At 38.2% G+C, this 18,445-nt stretch carries 10 protein-coding genes; 3 read left to right on the top strand and 7 right to left on the bottom strand.

Annotation, left to right across the window (positions count from 1 at the left end):
* Positions 1 to 78 precede the first annotated feature (78 nt).
* Complete coding sequence (locus RAO94_13080; protein ID MDP8323275.1) at positions 79 to 2,985, bottom strand: T9SS type A sorting domain-containing protein; 2,907 nt, start codon at positions 2,983 to 2,985, stop codon at positions 79 to 81.
* Between the two features lie 1,499 nt (positions 2,986 to 4,484).
* Between RAO94_13080 and RAO94_13075 the strand changes: the two genes are divergently transcribed.
* The 3 genes from RAO94_13075 to RAO94_13065 are packed head-to-tail and all read left to right on the top strand — an operon-like array spanning position 4,485 to position 7,620.
* Positions 4,485 to 5,849, top strand: a complete 1,365-nt coding sequence (locus RAO94_13075; GenBank protein MDP8323274.1) for a TldD/PmbA family protein — start codon at positions 4,485 to 4,487, stop codon at positions 5,847 to 5,849.
* Entirely contained in the window at positions 5,849 to 7,135 is a 1,287-nt protein-coding gene (locus tag RAO94_13070; GenBank protein ID MDP8323273.1) for a metallopeptidase TldD-related protein, read from the top strand. Before RAO94_13075 ends, RAO94_13070 begins: the two co-directional genes overlap by 1 nt.
* Positions 7,136 to 7,191: 56 nt before the next feature.
* Entirely contained in the window at positions 7,192 to 7,620 is a 429-nt protein-coding gene (locus tag RAO94_13065; GenBank protein ID MDP8323272.1) for an arsenate reductase ArsC, read from the top strand.
* A gap of 62 nt (positions 7,621 to 7,682) precedes the next feature.
* Here the strand turns inward: RAO94_13065 and RAO94_13060 are convergent, their stop codons facing one another.
* The 6 genes from RAO94_13060 to RAO94_13035 all read right to left on the bottom strand — a co-directional run.
* Positions 7,683 to 9,881 (bottom strand): T9SS type A sorting domain-containing protein, encoded by a 2,199-nt coding sequence (locus RAO94_13060; GenBank protein ID MDP8323271.1) that lies wholly within the window; start codon positions 9,879 to 9,881, stop codon positions 7,683 to 7,685.
* A gap of 61 nt (positions 9,882 to 9,942) precedes the next feature.
* The gene (locus RAO94_13055; protein ID MDP8323270.1) at positions 9,943 to 13,386 is read right to left on the bottom strand and encodes a carboxypeptidase regulatory-like domain-containing protein; all 3,444 of its coding nucleotides are present in this window, start codon (positions 13,384 to 13,386) and stop codon (positions 9,943 to 9,945) included.
* 18 nt (positions 13,387 to 13,404) lie between these two features.
* On the bottom strand, positions 13,405 to 15,252 hold the full coding sequence (locus RAO94_13050) for a hypothetical protein (GenBank protein MDP8323269.1): 1,848 nt from the start codon (positions 15,250 to 15,252) through the stop codon (positions 13,405 to 13,407).
* A 4-nt stretch (positions 15,253 to 15,256) separates the two neighbouring features.
* Positions 15,257 to 16,345: a hypothetical protein gene (locus RAO94_13045; GenBank protein ID MDP8323268.1), complete on the bottom strand. Its 1,089-nt coding sequence runs from the start codon at positions 16,343 to 16,345 to the stop codon at positions 15,257 to 15,259.
* On the bottom strand, positions 16,342 to 17,160 hold the full coding sequence (locus RAO94_13040; GenBank protein ID MDP8323267.1) for a hypothetical protein: 819 nt from the start codon (positions 17,158 to 17,160) through the stop codon (positions 16,342 to 16,344). The genes RAO94_13045 and RAO94_13040 overlap by 4 nt, the downstream gene beginning before the upstream one ends.
* Before the next feature lie 61 nt (positions 17,161 to 17,221).
* A partial coding sequence (locus RAO94_13035) for a tetratricopeptide repeat protein (GenBank protein ID MDP8323266.1) occupies positions 17,222 to 18,445 on the bottom strand: 1,224 nt, incomplete at its 5' end.

Genomic DNA, 18,445 nt, shown 5'->3' with positions numbered 1-18,445 from the left:
ATATAGTTATATCATTCAACCTTACCCCCATTTTTACTCCTCTTCATCTATATATTTCATTCTTTCTTTCAAATACCTCTATTTCAAAAGCACAGCCTTTAGCATTAATTGCTGCTCTCCTGCTTTCATCTGCACAAAATATACTCCGCTTCCGCAAGCTGAACCTTGAGAATTACTGCCATCCCAAACCTTTTCACCTGCTCCGGTTGCTACCTGCTCATTCAGAAGCGTTTTCACCTTTTCCCCTCTCAGATTATAGATTGCGATCTCTACTCTCTGTGCTTCTTCAAGATTATAATGCACCGTAAGTTCAGGATTAAACGGATTAGGGTATATACTTAGATCATTTGCCAGCGGTACCAGGTCATCATCTCCTTCCGGTAATATACTAATCTCTCCCCGCATCTGATAAAGCTCCTGATAATATTCTTCTGTATCTGCACTACGAGCATAAGTTGCCACTACATTACCATTTCCAACCACGTGATAGGCAAAATCAAGCTCATCATAAAGCTCATTAAGTATTTCTGCTGATGGAAGATCATAATTAACAAGTTGCTCAAATTCATCAGTTTCTGTATTGTACTTTTCAATATTAATGTTATTATCGCCTTCTCCTATCTTCATCAATATCCCCACTCCGGCAGAATTCCATTCCACCCCATGCCACTGCTCTGGCTCTAGTATCTCTTCAACCACTTCCAGTGGACCACTGTTCCCTAACTGATAGCTATATAAATACTCTTTTGTCTCAATATAGATCATATCTCCGTCTCGATAAACCTCTCTGATTTCGTAATCCAATTCTTCAAAACCTACTAATTCCTTATATATCTCACCAGCTTCACTATAAACGATCTGAGCTATATCTGGATCTTGATACGTAAGTGCCACATATTCATCACCTTCATTATCTGCTGATAATAATTTCGGATATATCCAGGCTTTCATTTCCATATCACCCATCTCGTCGACTTCACCCATATCAAAATCACTTCTCATAAAATTGCTGCTGTACTGTTTAAAATAATTATCTACTTCCGTAAAATCTACTGGGTATATCTCATAATTCATCCTTTCATCATAATGAAACGTCTTCACATACCCCACAGATTCATGAGTTCCCCCATATAAATGCTCTCCCTCATCTATCAGACAATTATCATCATGATTCGAAGGATCCATTCCACTCCTGTGGGAAAATCCACCCCTACGCTGAGCTACTGAACCATAAATATTTAAATATCCTCGTTCAAATCCTATATCTTCACTGCTTTCGGGCCACACAGGATTATAAAATGGCTTATCTGTGCCATAAGGAGCAACTTCTGCCTGCTCATAATCAGGGTTTTCGTAAGGGTACCCGCAGGAGGGATAACCGACAACAGGATGATTGGAATGTAAGATAAATTCCGGATCACCAGTATAGCCTTCTGCCGGTGGCATCACATATTTATGAAGATCAATGTAACTGAATAAAGTATCATTACCAGTAAAAGGACTCACTCCCATAAAATCTGGCGTGCTGCCATGAGGATGCTGATATTCAAAACTGAATACTCCCTCTTCATAGCCTGGGTAAGCAGAATTGGGATCTGCTACACCACATGCGGCATATGCGCCATATAGCATTACATCATCACAATTCGGTGATTCTATCTCTTCCGTATCAGGATCCCAGTGCTTGTATTTGATCAAAATGCTCTTCTCCGATATCAAGCCAAACATATCAGTACAATCAAAAGGAACTTCCTCCCCTGGTGTTAAACTCGTGTATGTGATATCATCTGTGATATATATAGTATCAGCAGATGCCCAGGTCATATTTCCACTCACACTTCCTTCTATCCAAAGCTCACAATAACAGAATACTGAACTATTAATCACTGATAAATTAAATGTAGTATCTTCCCACTCTATGTGCGGCACCTGCACTACATTCGTCCAGATAGGATCTCCAATACTCCACTCTGGATGCATTGGGTCAGGATAGCTGTTATAAACCGTAAATTCCATCTCTTCATATAGAATATCAGCATAACGGCAGGTTGCTGTTGTGCCATCTATCTTGGCAAATAGAATGTCCCTATCTGCTGAAGCATCCAGTATAAAACCGTTCTCACGCACTTCCTCGGCTCCTTGTAATTCTATCTCACCCATTTCTGCTACATATTCTTCCAGGTATCCACTCGTAAATATATCTTCCATTGGTGCACTATTTACTGCCGGAGCCCCTGTTGCAAAATCCATTATTGTTTCACCACTAATAACTAATCCATTCATTGTGGGCCAGCAGTTATTTGTTCCTCCACCAATCTGACGTATCCAGATATCAGAATTAGTATATACTTCGCCATCAAATACATCTGGTCCCCAAAACATGAGAACATCCCAGGATTCCTCGGTACTATTCACGCTGATCATCCTGCCCATATAAGACTGAAAACAACATACCGGAATGGAGCTGGGCGATAAACCCAGGCTCCATAATTCTTCTCCATCCTGCCATAAAAAAGGGTCATTATACATATCTGTAAATGGTGATGCCGTAATATTGAACACGCCCCAGTATTCTTCAGCACTTGCTAACATCGATTCGCCTGTTTCAACATCTTCATAAAATATCTGTAAACTTCCCGTCTCTGAAGTAAATATTACTGGCTTCTGATAATAATTATCTGCCGTAATATACCAGTTAATTTCTAATATCTCCGGTAAACTATCCCAACTTATCACTTCACTGACGGTGAAACTTTCGCCGCCGTCATCCGAACGATATATTTCCAGCCAGCTCACATCATCTGTCAGATTAATTTTCACCACTGCATAGCTTACGTAATCTCCCGCAATACTGCAGCCACCTGAGTTATCATAATAAAAATATTCAACACCGCCTAAATCAATGACTGTTTGCAGCGATTCAAATTCAGCAGACAGCAGTACTGGTAACATGATCAAAAATAAAATAACAAATAACACTCTCATCGTAAACCTCCAGCAAAATAAATGTTTTACTCAAAGCAAATAGCTATAAACATCCAATCCCTTGTCAAGTTTTATTTTCTTTTTGTTGCCTTTACTCAGCTAAGCCCTTTCTCACTTATGTTTACTTTGTCACCCTTTGTTATTTCTATCATAAGCATATTTCGTTCCACATAATACATACTTGACTTATTGTTCTATTTCAGCGTTTTACTTTACTATAGCTCATTCTTACATATATTTTCTACCAAAATTGTCAACAAAGTTTACCGTGTTATCACCTATGATTACCTGCTTTATCAATTGCTTTTCCACAAAATCTGAAAGTTAATGGACTTGATAGACAAAATAGACTTGATAGACAAAATGGACTTGATAGACAAAATGGACTTGATAGACAAAATGGACTTGATAGACAAAATGGACTTGATAGACATTAAAGTAAGATGGACTCAGTAAATATTCGGATCATTCCCTCTAATCAGATGTGCACCGCTGGCGGTAATCCGCAAGTGGGGCGGAAATGAAAAACACTATCTACCGATTCTCGAATCCATAGTCTCCATCGAATTAGTTTTCTATCCATAGAGCCCATATTGTCCAGTCAGTCCATATTGTCCATTTTGCTCTTCTCAAATAAAGTAACATTTTCACCTTTTTCTTCATAGTAATTCTGTTCTATTTGTTCTCTTTTCAGCTACCAGGTGCCCTTTAGGTGGAACAACTCAACCCGGCATGACATTTTTTTGTTATGCCGGGTTGAGTTGTTGCACCTAAGGGGTACTTTATTGGCAGTAAATGGGCATTATAGGAGAATTTAATATGAATTTAGGTGCAGTTTTGAATAAAATTGTGAGAATTTTTGGATATTGTAGAGTGATGAATTAATTCATTTATTTGGGTATATTACGTTTGTTGTTAGTTCTCTATTGAGATTTCTTTTCTTATCAATATTGCTTTGTTATCTAAACAATTATCATAATGATAATGGCAGCAGACGCATTTATCATAATGATAAGATGAATTGCGGAACTAAGAAGAATAAGATAGATTATCTTACAATAGCTAAGTTATTTAATATCTATATAATAGGCATTCTGTCAGAAATGTTTTTCTGAAATATTTTCAGGATGGTACACTGCTTGCAATGTATATTATTAAAAATAAGGAACTGGGGGACAGAGAAATGAAGAAAAGAGATTTTGTGAAGCAGTGGAATGAGCGGAAAGCAAGATTTGTGAAGTAGAAGAAACAAGGGGGAAAAGTGAAAAAGAATAGAATTATAAATATCTGGAATGAGCGTCGCACACGTTATACTCGGAGGTAATATTGTCGGGTGTGTCGATGCTGAATCGGAGTAACCGGAGGTCTTATGACCTGTAACCCGGTTACTCTTTTTTTAATATGCGAGTGAAATTGATCATCTATCAAGAATTAAATTGACTATATTATTCAAATAAGTAAAAATCAACAGGTACCGAGTTAATATTACAGGAGCAGTTATGATTGAGAAATTAAAAGCTTTGTTACAGAAAGTGGATGCTGATTACTCCGATATTCGTTATGAAGTAAGGTATGATAATGCCTTGCACTTTAGTAATGAGGAACTTACGGCAGTAACCAGCAGTCTAACGGATGGTTACGTAATCCGGGTATTGAAGGGAGGGGGTATGTCAGCAGTAGCCTTTACTTCCTTAGTTGATGCTGAAAAAGCCATTAAATCGGCAATTGAAAGCGCAATCGTGATGGGGAAATATCGTAAGAAACCAGTGAAGCTGGCAGCAATAGGAGTGGTAAAAGATCAATTTAAACCTCCTTTAGTAGAAGATCCTCGAGAAATAAGCATGGATGAAAAAATCTCTTTAATGAAGAAATATGTGAAGATACCACTTCAGCAGGAGAAAATAATCAATGTCGAACTGGGTTATGCAGATATCATTCGCGAGAAGTACTTCGTAAGTAGTGAAGGGAGTGAGATATCCGAGGAACTGGTTACAACGGTATTATCAGGCGATATTAAAAGCAAAAGTGGGAATGTGATCCAGAATGTGCGCATATCAGCCGGTGGCAGTGATGGTTTCCAGAATATCCGTGGACAGGAAGATAATTTTGCTAAAAGAGCAGGTATAGCGATTGATCTGTTATCAGCTGAGCCGATCAAGGGTGGGAAATATAACTGTATCTTGAATCATATGATGACTGGTGTGTTTACCCATGAAGCATTTGGACATTTTTCTGAAGCAGACCTGATAGAATCTCTTCCAGCCATGCGCGAGAAAATGGAAATAGGCAGCAAGCTTGGTTCGGATTTAGTGAACATAGTAGATGATGCCACCCAGGAAGGACTTTTGGGATTTTATAAGTATGACGATGAAGGTGTGTCTGTGAGAAACGTGCAATTAATGAAAGAAGGCGTATTGACTGGCAGGCTGCATTCGCGACGGACAGCGGAAGAATTTGGAGAACCAGTCAGTGGTCATAATATAGCCGAAGATTTCCGTTATGCGCCAATAATTCGGATGGGTACTATTTATATAGAAAAGGGTGAAGACAGTTTTGAAGAGCTATTACATAAACTTGAAGACGGCATTTACCTTTGTGATCCTAAGGGCGGTCAAACCGCTGGTGAGAATTTTACCTTTGGTGCTCAATATGGTTATGAGGTGAAAGACGGTAAACTTGGAAAAATGGTGCGTGATATCAATGTTTCAGGAAATCTTTATGAAACATTGCAGAATATCTCCGCTATTGGTAATGATCTGCAATTCACTAAACGCGGTGGGTGTGGTAAAGGACAAACTAATATCCGCTCCTGCTTTGGTGGACCGCAAATCATAGTGAAAAATCTTGTGATCGGAGGTAACTAATGAAAAATTTACTGCAATCAGCGAAAGAAAATTTTGATCAGGTGGAAATTTTCAAAGGCAAAAATGAATCTACATCGATCCAGTTCCAGAGTTCTACCTTGCAAAATATTGATAATAAAATCCAATCAGCAATTAGTATGCGAGCGATCAGAGATAATACCCTTGGATTCGCCTATACCAGAAATCTTCATTCAAATGATGAACTCATCAAGAATGCCGAGAATTCCATGCTGGGTGGAGTAAATGCAGAATATCAATTTCCTCACAGTCCCCTGGTGGAGAGTCTGGAGAGTTATGATGCGGGTATAGAGGATCTTAATGCAGATATAATGGCAGATGAATGTCAGAGTGTGAGTGATTATATCAAGACGAGAACTGATGCTGAATCGGAAATATATGCCGGAAAAGACATCAGCAGTTTTGAAGTGATCAATTCAAATGGTACTGATCTGACTCATCAGGACAGTACTTACTACATATATTTTACTCTTGTGTATCCCGGCAGTGCATCAGGGATCAGCTATTGCATAATGGATAAAACATTTAAGTCTCTTGATCATGATATCCTGGACAGGGTCATCGCTAAATATGAAGCAGGAAAAAATATAGTCCAACCGGAAGGTGGAGAAATGCAGGTATTATTTGCTCCAACCACCTTGTTTGCACTCACCTGGCGTCTTGCCCTGGGTACCAGTTCACGCAGTTACTACGATAAGATCACTCCTATCGCAGAAAAATTGGGTATCAGGATATTTGATGAGAAACTTAACCTTTTTACTGACCCTCTTGATGAGCAATATCCCGGATGTCGTCCCTTTGATGATGAAGGAGTAGTATGTCATCGGCATAATATCATTAAAAATGGGGTGTTTGAGAAAAGATTTAATGATCTTAATTATGCGCAGAAATTAAATGAAAGACCTACAGGACATGGTATCCGTGGTTCAATAACTTCTCTTCCATCTCCCGTATTACACAGTCTAAGATTACAGCCTGGTCATACATCTTTTGATGAGATGGTGCAGGGAATGAAGCGGGGAGTGATCCTGGAAAGTATGCTGGGAGCCCATAGCGGGAACTTGCCTAATGGAGATTTCTCCCTGGGAGTATCTCCGGGTTTATATGTTGAGAACGGCAAGATCATCGGCAGGCTCAAAGAAGGTATGGTTTCAGGTAATATCTATAAAATGCTGAAAAAGATAGATGCTGTGGAAGATACACTTCATGCTACTGGTTCAAACTGGATGCCCTCGATCCTGGTGGATAATGTCCATGTGGCTATATAGTTTATTGTAAATTAACAAATAACGGGTAGAATTATATTGGAATACGGAGGAATGTAATGAAAAAGAGAATTCTTTTTGTATGCATACATAATTCTGCCCGGAGTCAAATGGCAGAAGCTTTTTGCAACGAATTGGGTGGCGATAGATATACAGCCGAAAGTTCCGGGTTGGAACCTGGTAAGCTTAATCCTAACGTCGTTAAGGTGATGCAGGAGATCGGGATAGATATTTCAAGTAATGAGTGTAACAGTGTATTTGAATATTTTAAAGAAGGCAGATCATATTCATATCTGATCACAGTATGTGATAAAACTGCTGCTGAACGCTGTCCGATATTCCCGGGACTGGTGATAGATGGCAGGATACATTGGAGTTTTAAAGACCCCTCTTCATTAAAGGGCACCGAAGAAGAAGTTCTGGAGGAAACCCGTAAAGTGAGAGATGAGATCAAGCATCAGATAATAGGATTTCTGGACGATATTTGAGAAGCCTTAGCGGACATAGCGGTCTTAAGAAAAATCAGGACTTCTGCTTAGTTGGGATGGAATTATTTTAGTAACAGGGTTTTCTTTGTTATGGTCTTTTCAGGTAAAGAGAGTTTTATGAGATAGATTCCTGAACTTACTTTTTTATTAAGATTATCTTTCCCATCCCAGCCGATTTTATGATCTCCCTGCGGTAATATACTATCAAATAAATTTATTATTCTTTGTCCCTTCAAATTATAAATGGATAAATTTACTTTTTGAGTATCATCCAGATAAAAACTGATAGTTGTTTCGGGATTGAAAGGATTGGGATAAATATTTAAACACAGGGAATTTATGTCAGGAAGTTCATTATTATCTTCTGAGGAAGAATAGAAGATCAATTCTGCTGGCTCAAAGGGTGAACCAATTGTGTTGTTATTTTCAAAAGTTATAGATTGTTGACTTGTGAATACCTGATCAGATAAGGAATCATAGATCTGGAATTGGATATCTTCACCTTCAGTATTACCAATAATAGTAAAGTACCAGAAACCGTCATAAGCCGGAGGATTTGGCTGCTGCCAGGCAGCAATACTGCGGCAATCAGAATCTCCGGCATTACCAAAAGCTGCTGCCAGATTTTCATCATCACCTGTGAATGCTTCTCCATCCAGGATAATATTTGCCATATAGACCATTGAATACTGAGTACCATTGATCAGTTCCCAGAGCGGAGGATCATCAGTGGCTGGTGGTTGTTGCGGATTATTATTAGTATCCCTTGAGCCATAAATAAGTTGAGCCGCTGAGGACATATCGATTTTATATCCTATTCCAGGCTCCATTTGCAGAAGATCACCAACCCAATACCCGGGAGGATCAATGTAATTTGCAGACTGAGCTTGAGTTTTCACCTGGATAACCTCGGGAACAATACTACTGAGCGCTATATCAAGATCATAAATAGATTGCGGGAAATAGGCGATCCAGTTCCATTCAGCCGTAAGTGGGATAGGCCTGTCAACAGGAATAGGAACACCTTCGAGGCTGAAATCATTATAGGTATTTGACATATAGATCAAGTAAGATTCACCATCTGTTATCTGAGAAAGATCACCCAGCCAGGTATCAATGCTTTCGTAATATATCACAGATTGCAACTGATTCTTCACTTGATAGACAAAGGGTTCCAAAGGAGCAAAAACGCTTTCAATGGCAATATCCTGGGGGTGAACATTGAATGATATCCAGTTCCAGGCTGGCTCCGGGTTTATATGTTGGATCACATGCAGATCTACATTTATCTCAAAAGGTTCATCCGGTGAGCCTATTGTGGCATCATTCTCAAATAAAATTGATTCCTGGCATTCATATACATTTCCGCTGCTGCTATCAAATATACTGAAATATATACTATCAGCCTGGGTATTACTCACGATCGTGAAAAACCAGTAACCATCCCAGTAAGGTGGATTTGCCTCCTGCCAGACAGCTACTCCTCTACAATCCTCAATACCGGCGGGACCAAAAGCAGCCAGATGATTGTTAATATCACCCTCAAACGGCTCATCATTTATAAACACCTGGCACATGAAAACCATATTATATTGAGTTCCTGTAATTGTAACCCAGTCAATAAGATTAAAATCAATATTTATTGTCTGCTGACCTTCGAGAACTTCGACGTCCGTAATCGTAACGGGATTATAATCGTTCAGAGATGCAGTTACATTATATGTACCGGGATCAGCAGAAAGCTGATAATTGCCATATATATTAGGATGAGCAGTATATGTGCCATTAGTGATGATCACATCCAGGATATTCCCTGCTGGAGGAGATGTTGTACTCAAGCTGATATTTCCAGTGATCAGGCTGGCATCGATACTTAATAATGCAGGTTCAGTAGGAGAACCAATATTGGCATTATCCTGAAATTCATAGGTTTGCAGACATTCATAGATATTATCCGTGACACTGTCATAAAACTTAAATGTGATCATCTCACCATTTATATTGCCCACAATATTGAAATACCAGAAGCCGTAAGGATCATAATCCTGCCATCCGGCAATACATCTGCAATCAGAATCACCTCCGGGGCCAAAAGCGGCAACAATATTCTCTTCATTACTGGTGAAAAAAGTATCATTATAAGCAATTCTGGCAAAGAGGATCATAGAGAATTCTGTACCGGTTATGGGTTCCCAGTCAGGTGGATTTGCAATAAGGAACAAATATGTGAAGATCAGTAATATCAGGATATATTTTTTCATATTAACTCTCTTAATCGAAAAAGACCCCGGAGATTTCCGGGGTCTTAAAGAAATATGCAATCTATTTCATTAAAATACATTTACGCGAAATATGTTCATCTCCCCAGTTAAGTTGATAGAAATAGATACCAGAACTGTAATTATCAGCATTCCAGCTAATAGAATACTCACCAGCTTCCTGATAAGAGCTTACCAGAGTTTCCACTAATTGTCCTTTTACATTATAAATTGAGAGATTCACCTGTCCACTGGCAGGAATAAGATAACTGAAAGATGTAGTGGGATTAAAAGGATTAGGATAATTACTCTTCAGAAGGAGATTTTGAGTATTTACAGGAAAATTTCCAGTAGTAAAATCGAAACTACGAAGTTTATCTGGTGTTCCTGAGATACTATCAGAGGTAAATATTACTGATTGCGGGGATGAATAAACTGCTTTTGTTGTATTATCATAAAGTCTAAGTTCCAGAGGTTCTGCTTCATCACCAGCAATAGTGAAATACCAGAGATCATTTTCCAGCTTACCAATGCTGCGGCAACGGTTATTATCATCAAATACTCCTACGGAATAATTACTATCATCATCAATTACATTACCATCAGCAATTATTTGTGCCATGAGGATCATATTAGACTGGTATGAATTTACCAGTTGCCAGTCAGCAATATTTGATACCTGACTGGTTTCAGGTTGAGAGCGGGAAATTAGATATTCAGGAGGGTAAGTAAGATAGAGTGCTTCAGAAGGGATAATAGGCCAGCTAAGTAAATAAGCATTTCCTGGTTCCATAACTTCCAGATCACCTATCCAGCCTCCAAAATATACCGCAGAATGGGATTGAGTTTTGATGCAGGTACTATCAGTTAATGAAACGCTCTGCAATGCCTCGGCAATAGTTAAAGGAGTATCAGGGATGTAGCTGATCCAGTTATAGCCCTGCTGGATAAAGATAGAATGGGTTAAGGGATTTATTCTTTCACCGGTGAAAGTGAAATCATCATAATCATTGTGCATTTGAATTTTGTATCCCGTATTCCAGCTAATATAATTTAATCCACCAACCCAGGTGCTGCTCGGGATATCATATTGTGCAAAAGAAGTTTGATCTTTAATATAATAAATATCAGGAACAACAGTAAGCTCACTAAACACATTTGCTATTGAACTGCTGACCGGAAGCCGGTTAAATGATACCCAGTTCCAGCCTTCATTTAGATCATAGGTGACGTCTGTAAGGGGAGAATCAATGGTGAGATTAATTCCTAAGTCATAAACTCCATCTTCAAAGAAGATCATCTCATTACATTCATCGATCGATCCGGTTTCTGAATTATAAAAATCAAACCAGAGAAGGTCTGTGCCGCTGATATCATCGCTTACGATAGTGATATACCAGAAGCCTTCCAATTCAAAATAATTTTCCCAGAAGAAATGACTGCCGGATATCCAGGTGGCATTACCACGGCATTGCTCTATAGTGCCAGTTTCATCATACCCAAATACAGCCATTTGATTATTGCCCTCATTAGTAAGAAAACCACCATCATAAGTGACCGTGGCATATAAAACCATTCCATATTGAGTACCTTCAATTGGTTCCCAGCCATCAACAAGATCAAAATCTATATCTGGTGTAATCTGAAACGCGATTACATTGATATTCCTTTGAGTAAGTGTAGAATATCCCTCCAGAGAAGCTGTAACATCATAAACCCCATTTAGAACTATCAGCTCATAACTGCCATCAGGGGAAGGAAAAACTGAATTATCTCCAGAAGAAATCATCACATTTTCAATATCTCCCGAACCTCCGATCAGAGTTACAATTCCGGATATTGTACCTTCATTAAGAACCAGAGGCAGGTAAAAATCAATATCGGCTGTCTGTTGGCCAGAAGTAACAATTACATCTTCTGCAATTTGTATTTCATATCCGGCCAATGATGCAGTAACATCATATACACCTGGACCGATACCTAAAGTATATTCATAATATATTATCAGATTTGTATAAATATCATAAACAGGATAAGGATAGGTAGAGATAGAACCAGCCTGGATTAAAACTAATTCAGGATCACCAATACCTTCCACCTCAACTTCACCTACAATTTCTCCCGGAGGAGGAGGAGTTAATTCAATATCAAGAGTAACCAGTTCGTCAGCAACAATTACTTCCTCAATGGTTTCAGTACTGTAACTATCTAAAACAGCAGTAACTTCATAAGTACCGGAAGGCAGACTGATCATATAAAACCCATCATTTTCGGGATTTGTAGAATATTCTGTATAGGGAGGACTGATCAAAGCAGCAGTAACTTCTACATCAGAAACGAGACCATTACCGCCAATGAGCACCACCTGACCCTGAATCCCGGATTGAGGATAAAATATTGCCCCCATATCAGCTATGGTTCCATCAGGATCTAAACTGCTGTCAGGATCACCGCTATCAATACAGGGAGACATTGTGTCATCATGTGTTGGCATATTCACCCATGATAGAGAATAGTCTCCAATATAGGGATTAGTGAAAAGTGGATCAGCTGAAATACAACCTTCACCAAAATAACTTTGTCCAGCACCTGTCTCCAAATCAGAATAAGTGGCATTGAATGTTGTACCAGTTTCAACATAAATTGCATTATAGGCATTATCCCAGACAATAGAATTTGTCATACTGGCCATAGAGTTATACAAACAGGCAATTCCAGATCCATTCTGATCTGCCAGGTTATCAACGATAGTGAGTTTTGCAAATGAAGGACTGGAATTATTGAATATAGAAATACCACCTCCATTCCATTCAGTAGTATTTCCGGCAATAATAACCCTTGTCAGCACGGGATCAGAACCAAAACAATTTATTCCACCACCATCATATACAGCAGAATTTCCAGTAATTTCGGCATTAGTAAGAATTATATCAGAACCGTTCAGATAAATTCCCCCACCAGCACCACTGGCAATACTACCCGTTATCTCTACATGGTTTAATTCAATGTTAGAATTTTGAAGATACATAGCACCACCGGTAGTAGCACTATTATCACTGAAAGAACAATATTGAATTTCTAATTCGGAAGAGTTCAGGCAATATATAGCTCCTCCCTGATAATCAGGTGAAACGCCTATCGCCCTGCCAAATTCAAAATTACAAAATACTAATTGAGAAATATCCTGTCCGGTTGTGGTTGTATCTATAAATCTTAAACCATGCCAGCCGGTTACTGGATTATCAGCCGTAAAGTTAATCGCATTACTCTCGTTACCAACTGCCAAAATTCTACCCTGAACAATGAATTTGTAATGTCCGGTAAAATTAATTACTACACCCGGTTCAATAGCCAATGTATTTCCTGTGTCTATCTGGATCTCTCCATTAATATTATAAGGACTGCCGGCAAAATCCCAGGTTCCGTTAACAGATCCGGCTGGTACTTCAGTATCAGCAAAAAGTACAAAAACCAAAGACAATAAAACAATTAATATAGTACTTTTCATTTTATCCTCCTGATAAAATTATGGTTTAATTTTTATTATTTTAATACCTTCGCTGTCAGTTAGATATGCATAACTTCCAGCTATATGTATTGAAAGAGGTTCTGTTATCATCTCCAGGCTGCCAAGAATATAGGCACTGGATGGGTTAGAGCAATCTATAACATGAAATCCTTTTTCGATATCTGATATATATACATAATTATTTTCGGCAAAAACTCCGTTTACAAACCCCCCTGTAGTTAGATTCTTGATTACAAAGGGTGCAGTAATACTGCTGATATCAATTATTTCAAGTCCCTTCTCTCCATTAGAAAGATAGGCAATATTATCGATAACGAAAATATCATTTGCTAATCCCTCCAGGGGCAGATCAGAGATCTGAACCGGATTGTAGGGATCAGTAACATCAATTATAACCAAACCATTATTAAGGCCATTTGCCACATAAGCATACACCGTGCCATTTTCTTCTCGAACAAATATTTTTCGTGCATCACTGAGTGGAATATTTGAGACAGAAGATGGAATGGAAGAAGCAATATACATTATTGTCACTCCGTTACTACCTTCTGCCACATAGGCGAAATCACCTTCTACATAAACGTCTTTGGGTATGCCGACCGTTTCTGTTACATTGGAAATAACAGGTGATTGCATATTCGTGATATCAACTTTCTGAATACCACCTACCGCATTTGCCAGACTTTGAGTTGCTACATAGAGAAAATTCTCTGACACAAATGATGATAAAGTCCTGTCTCCCCATAAATCCTGGTAAGTAGTAATAGGAGAAGGACTGGAAGGATTGCTGCAATCCAGAACAGCCAGACCCTGGTATCCGTCAGACACAAAAGCCGTCCACTCAGGAATATAATAATTTTCTACGGGAAGAAATACCTGCAAAGCAGAACCAGGAGTTGCATAAGAACCAATAAATTCCAGATTCACGAACAATGTATCTATATTGGAATATCCCGAAGAGTTTTGATCTTTAAACGCTTTGATGCGGTATTTTAGAACTCCACATGGTAAGATATTATCATCTACATAAGTAGTTATATTGCTATCAACAATAGTATAATCAGTTTCCCAATCCTGTTCACCTGTCATTTTATCAATAATAAAACCATCTTCCCCATCACTGTTATCCTGCCAGGTCAACCTGATTTTATTTAAATCAGGAATTGTGCTTGATAATCCTGAAGGAGGCAGCAAAGTAGCAAGTTGTTCTTTGCTTAAGTAGTCAGTCACAGATGTGCCAATATAGGCATAAACACGATATGTGATAGTATCAAAGATATTCACGTTGTCGGTTATTTGAGTATTATCAGGTGCTAATAATACATATCCATTTTCCCATTCACCATCATTGACCTTTCTATCTAATATGTAACCCTCTTCACCCTGACAATGATCAAGCCAGCTGATTTCCAGCGTCTCTTGAGAAATCTGATTGATCACCATGTCAGTGGGATAAGTATATTCAGATAAATATGCAACAACCTCAGAATAAGGAGAAACTGTCCCCAGGATTTCATTATAATATCTGACCTTGTAAGCATACACCAAACTGTCGCTTGTGGGTATATAGTCAATTGCTTCATGGACATCGCTTTCAAGGATCATATAGTTTTCTTCCCAGTCAACAGTACCGATTTTTCTGGCAATTTGATAATACAGTGTGTCAGAATCTGCAGGCTCATACATCCAGGTGAGTTTAATACTGAAATTAGTAAGTTTTTCTATGCTCAAACCCACCGGATAATCTTCACCGGTTGGGGAAGTAGTAGAACCACATCCTCCCAGAATAAACAGGGTAAGTAAAACAATTATAATTGAGCAAAACACCAGTTTATAAGATTTCATAATATTACTCTTTAGTACTTCTGATCAGTACCGAATCAATTAACTCCGCTTTAATAATGATCACAAGTTCCTTTTCCGTCACACTATTCATTTCATAACCAAAAAGATATCTTATTCCAAAAACCCACCAGGGCAGATCTTTTAAAATCGGTACACCACCACGTGAGGTGGTTTCATCCTTGTCATATAACCCGCCGATGGTAGTTTCTTCACCATCATACATAGTAATAGAGCTTGTTGCTTTACTCCTGGTAATTTCAGTAGAAACTTCACCGGGAATAGCAGAAGATCTTTCTACCACTATATTCATATTGATCGCTTCATTACCATCTTCATCAGTAATTATCGTGGGAGTAACGTCCAGAATTACACCAGTGGAAAAGAACTGATCAATAGTATTTCCAGCATCATCAACAGATTTGATGGAGAAATCCTTACCAACCTGAATAAATCCTTTTTTCCCGGAATCTACATTAATAGAGGGTTTTGCTAACACCCTGCCATCCTGATTTTCTTCCAGAATTGCCATAAGAGCATCAACAGATATTGTCTGATCTCCAGATTCTGTAGTAGTTGTTCCTCCTATCTGGAATAGATCAGAACCAATGGCAGTGGCACCGTTAAAGCTCAGATTTCCAGAAAAATCAACTGCTCCATCTATAATAGAAGACCAATTGATCCCAATATTTTCTGCCACAGTCTTCTTTATCTCCAAAACTGATGCACTGATCTTCACCTGCCGGTTGTCCAATCTCATTTTTCCTTCACCGGATGTTGCTTCTGCATCGCTGATCATAATTGTACCTGCACGTTCTTCCATCGTTAAATTATGAATCTTACAAATTATCTCAAGTGCATCCTTCCAGTTAATATTTTTTATTGGAATTCCTATAGCAGAATTAGAAGAGGAAAGATTGTAGATCTTTCTCCCTTCAGTTCTGATAGAAATTACTTCAATAGTAGTTAGCGCATCATTGATTGTAGTATTCCTGCTTAATGAGATTGTTTCACTCTTGCTTTCTTGACCGATAAGTTGTAAAGTTATCAGGATTAGAAATATAATCAGAATTCCTGCTTTTTTTGACCTGATCATTGCTTACCTCCACTTCCAATATTGTAAACCCTTTCTTCTTTCTTTCCATTACCCATATCCATCATGAATTTCACAGTTCCATTTTCTTCATCAATTTCGGTCAAAAGTCCATCTTTGACCTCGTCTCCAGAAATAAGAACATGTAATATTCCCTGACTATCACGGAAGATGGCATCATCTCCCCTGACTGCTATCAAACTTAGATTATTTAAATTAATTAACCCAAAATTACGTTCCCTGATCGCTTTTTCTGCTGCAAGTTTCTCTTCCAGCAGTCCACAGGTAAACAATCTTCCTACCTTGTGATTAATACTGATCTTCTTTAATTCAAGATCAACTTTTTGCGGGACTGCATTTTTACTGATTGAATCTACCATGAACGAGTAGTTTATTGTATCTGAGGCAGTGATCTCTGGGGCAGTAATTGCCAGATTATAAACATAATATATGGTTTTTTGCTTCTCAAGATGGGATACAAGCTGATATACTTGATTAAGACTTGCTGATCCTTTTATTAAGTAGGAATTTAATACCATCCCGGCATCTTGTTTCTGCCCGGAATAAGTGAAGTTGAAGATCAGATCATCTTTCATCATCGCAAGGATATTAAGTAAATAATCATAAGTAATGGGAGGATTGTCATACTTAGAAATTGATTTGTCGAATTTATCAACCTGCTCCTTAACCCTTTCTAATTCCTTTTTCAACTCCAGGCTTTGAGCGAACTCTTCACCAATTTTCTGGATTTTTTTATCCAGATCAGTAATACTTAGAGTTATTGCGGTTATCTTCTTTTGATTTTGGTTCCTGTACAATGTGCCTCCTACAAGAACCAGCAGTAAAAGAACAAATACAATCAATGTTATTCTTAAAGCATTATTCATGATAAGCCGCCAATTTTTTTAATAAGATTTCAGCTTTGGAAACCACATCGCTTTGAGGATATTTTTTTGTAAGCAGATTCAGATTGACAATCGCCAGGTATGGTCTCTCAGTCTGTGTGTATATTTGAGCAAGCTGATATAAAGCATAAGGTTCCATCGGACTATCCACTTTCAAAACCTGATCAAACAGGTCTTCAGCTTCTTTGATCTTACCATTTCGATATTTTATTTCACCAATTAAATAACGACAATTTGTCACTAAAGAACTCTCAGGATACTTTTTAATAAATTCCTGGGCATGAAGTATCATATCTTCATGATGATATTGATTGTATTCTTCTGATATTTGTCGATATTTTTCATATATTGGATCCATCTTACGCTTAGTTTTCCTGGGCTTTTGGATGCTTTCATCCTTTACTTTATCTTGATCAGAAACTTCAACAACTTTCGGGGAATTTTTATCACTCCAGCTTTGTACTATTGGCAATGCCGGTAAATAACTGTACCTGATCTCAAAATCCCAGATAGTCCTCGTCTCCCATTCATTTGACATAACGCTTTTTATTGTACCATCAGGGAAACAATCGGATATTTTTACTATATTCTCACGTTTAGTGGTTGATCCCAAAATCGTAAATCCTTCCTGATTACCCTGGATATTTGATAACCAGCTGATAGGATATTTCTCAAATTCCAGAGTTAGCTTTTCCATGATTTGTGACCAGATTGCTTTATTATTATAAAGCGATTTCATTTTTTCAAATTGTGCTGTTAACCGCTGGATCTCATTTTGAATTTCAGGTCCCGGGTCGTGCTCAGATTTTACTTTCTCATATTCAGCCTTTTTGTTCTCAAGCTGAATTTTCAGGGTATTCAATTGGCTTTGCAAATCCAGTATATTATTTGTGAATGAGAAGCTGATCCCTAATAATATGGCTAACATCAAAACACTATGCCAGGAAAATTGAACCATTTTCTGACTTTTAATGATCTTCTTCTCCAGGAAATTTGTCTGGAGCAATTGAGCTGATTTACTGAATAATATCTTGCAGGCAAGTGATATAGGTATCACATAAGCAGCCAGTTCCTCTTCTTGTAACTCCTGTTCTAATTCTTCTGAAAAAAGCAAATTACTGAATTTGAATCTTTCTACCTTGGCAGCAGGGAATGTATTAGCAATGGCTTCCAGCATCCCATCCTGGCAATATTCACC

The sequence above is a fragment of the Candidatus Stygibacter australis genome, assembly GCA_030765845.1.
GTDB lineage: Bacteria > Cloacimonadota > Cloacimonadia > Cloacimonadales > TCS61 > Stygibacter > Stygibacter australis.
The sequence above is the reverse complement of the archived record's forward strand: the minus strand, read 5'-3'. Positions and strand labels throughout refer to the sequence as shown.